Origin of the sequence: Oleiagrimonas sp. (assembly GCF_027858935.1) — a bacterium.
Classification (GTDB): Bacteria; Pseudomonadota; Gammaproteobacteria; order Xanthomonadales; family Rhodanobacteraceae; genus Oleiagrimonas.
Genome location: NZ_JAQIBU010000016.1, coordinates 1 through 2,597 on the forward strand (window position 1 = coordinate 1; position 2,597 = coordinate 2,597).

Below are 2,597 nucleotides of genomic sequence, written 5' to 3' on the forward strand. Positions count from 1 at the left end.
CCGAATCACCCGCCCCAGCCGAAAGCAGCCCGGGCACTCGTTAGAATCAACGCATGCACTCGCGATCCCTACGATTTATGCTGGCGCTGCTGGTGGGCGCATCGGTCCTGCTGCAGGGCTGTGCGGTTACGCGTGTGCATGTGCGGCAGGCCCAGGCCATCATCACCGCCAGCCAGCAGACCACGACCGATTGCACGCGCACCGACCACTGCGCCACCCCCTCGCCGCTGATGGCGGCAGCCGACAATGCCATGCGCCTGTCGACGCCCCAAAAGCCGGTGCACGTGGTCACCCTGCTCAACAATGGCGAGGCGGCACTGGCGGCGCGCATCAACCTGATCCGTGCCGCGCAGCACAGCATCGATGTGCAGACGTACATCTGGCAACCGGACGATGTCGGCAAACTGATACTGGACGAGCTGGTGCGTGCGGCCCAGCGCGGCGTGCACGTGCGTATCATCGCCGACCAATTGTTCTCCTTCTCCAATACCCAGATGTTGGCGCGACTGGCGCGACTGGACAACGACTTCCAGCTGCGCCTCTACAATCCAACCTTTGGACACTCCAAGACCCCGCCGCTGGAATTTGCGGCCGGCATACTGTGCTGCTTCTTCCAGTTCAACCAACGCATGCACAACAAGCTGCTGCTGGTCGATGACAGCATCGGCATCACCGGCGGGCGCAATATCCAGAACCGGTACTTCGGCTGGGACCCGCATTTCAACTACATCGACCGCGACGTTCTGGTGGGCGGACCGGCCGCCCGGGACATGGCCATCAGCTTCTCTCGCTTCTGGAACAACAAGCGCACCACGTCCATGAGCCGGCTGAGCGATGTCAACTCCATCCTGCGCCAGACCGGGGTCAAACCTGTGCACTGGACCGAACCGGACTACACCGATCCTGTGCGCGTGGCACGCGTGCGTGCGCAGGCCGAAAATCCCAACTGGCTTGGCCAACATATCCTCGACCACACGCTGCGCGTGGGTGCGGTGGATTACTACTCGGACCGTCCGGCCAAGACCGACAACCCCGACCGCAAGCGGGACGAACAGCTGACCCGACACATCATGAGCATGCTGTCGGACACACGACACCAGATCGTGCTGCAAACGCCTTATCTGGTACTGAGCAGCCGAGCACGCAGGATTTTCCTGAAGCTGCACAAGGACCATCCGGCCCCGTGCATCATCGTGTCGACCAATTCGCTGGCCTCGACCGACGCCTTTGCGGTGTACGCGATGTCCTACAAGCACCGCAAGCGTTATCTCAAGGACTACGGCTTCGAGATCCACGAACTGAAACCGCATCCCGGCGACCCGCCCGAAGTCAATACACCCGCCGAGGACAACATTCCGGTCGCCGTCTCGCCCGAAAAACGCAGCAAGATGCGCCGCAGCCGGCGCCGGAACAGCCCGGCCCCACTGATCAACGCGGGCATGCGCTTTGGCCTGCACGCCAAGTCGATCGTGGTCGACGGTGCATTCTCGATGGTCGGATCGCACAATTTCGATCCACGCTCGGACCACTACAACACCGAGGCCGGCGTGATCATCTACGACCCGCGTTTCGCCGACCAGCTGCGCAAGGCCATCCTGCGCGATACACAGCCGCAAAATGCCTGGACCATCGCGCCGCGCCAGCCCAAGGTACCGGTACTGACCTACCTCAACCAGGCGATCGGTACTGTTTCCGAGCACCTGCCGTTCTTCGATTTCTGGCCGTTCCGCTATGGCACCGATTACGCCCTCAATCCAGGATGCAAACCGCTACGGCCTACGGATCCGAAGTTCCACCAGTGCTACACGCCGGTCGGCGACTTCCCCGAAGTCGCCATGCCGTTCAAGAGCATCTACACGCGCATGATCACCGCGTTCGGTGTGGGCTTGAGCGGCATTCTCTGAGGTTACGGAGGCTTTGCGATGAGCGGGCGAGCGTTTACAGGCATGCCTGCATGCGCGTTTCTCTGTCACGTTCCCTGCGAAAATGTTGGCCTGCGGCGCCCCTTCCCCGCCTCTGTGTTAAAAGCAGGCGAAGGTTTTTGCATTGCGTCGGCGTCACGCTGCATTGCGCCACCTCCCACTGCGTGCAGTCGGGGATTGGATTGGGGTCAGGTCACGAAACGACCATGTCCAATGACGCGTTCGCCCGCCTGGACCGAACCCCGGACAACAATCTGCCGTTGAACCGGGGCTAACGCCCCTGCGGGTCGATGCGAAACCGGATCGGCAGGACCACGCTGCGCTGCGCATCCGCAGGCATGCGGAACTGCCAGCGTCTCGCGGCCACCAGGGCCGCGTGGTCCAGGTCTGGATCCCCGCTTGAATCGTTCACCTGCGCATCGGCGACATGACCGTGGACATCCAGCTGCGCGCGGATGCGCACCAGGCCACCACGCCCCTCGCGCAAGGCCTGGATCGGATATTTCGGCGGCGGCGAGAATACCGGCAGCGGTTCGGCCGCACGCGCTCTGGGCGTGATCCCGGCTTTGGATCCGTAGTGGATGGCATGCTTCAGCCCATGATGCGCTCGCGCTGGGACCCATGCGTGCCGAGGCGGGGCCCCGGGTCCCAGCGCGAGCGCATCATGGGCTGAAG

The 2,597-nt window shown here is 63.0% G+C and carries 2 protein-coding genes; one reads left to right on the forward strand and one right to left on the reverse strand.

From position 1 onward, the window contains the following. Nucleotides 1-53: 53 nt before the first annotated feature. Entirely contained in the window at nt 54-1,904 is a 1,851-nt protein-coding gene (locus PF446_RS00820) for a phospholipase D family protein (RefSeq protein WP_298068750.1), read from the forward strand. A gap of 289 nt (nt 1,905-2,193) precedes the next feature. Here the strand turns inward: PF446_RS00820 and PF446_RS00825 are convergent. Beyond that, nucleotides 2,194-2,597, reverse strand: a 404-nt coding sequence (locus PF446_RS00825; RefSeq protein WP_298068752.1) for an energy transducer TonB, incomplete at its 5' end; no start/stop codon positions are given.

What these genes read in the sequence shown, in the direction of transcription:
- PF446_RS00820 (WP_298068750.1), top strand. Translation starts at nt 54, where the DNA reads ATGCACTCGCGATCCCTACGATTTATGCTGGCGCTGCTGGTGGGCGCA.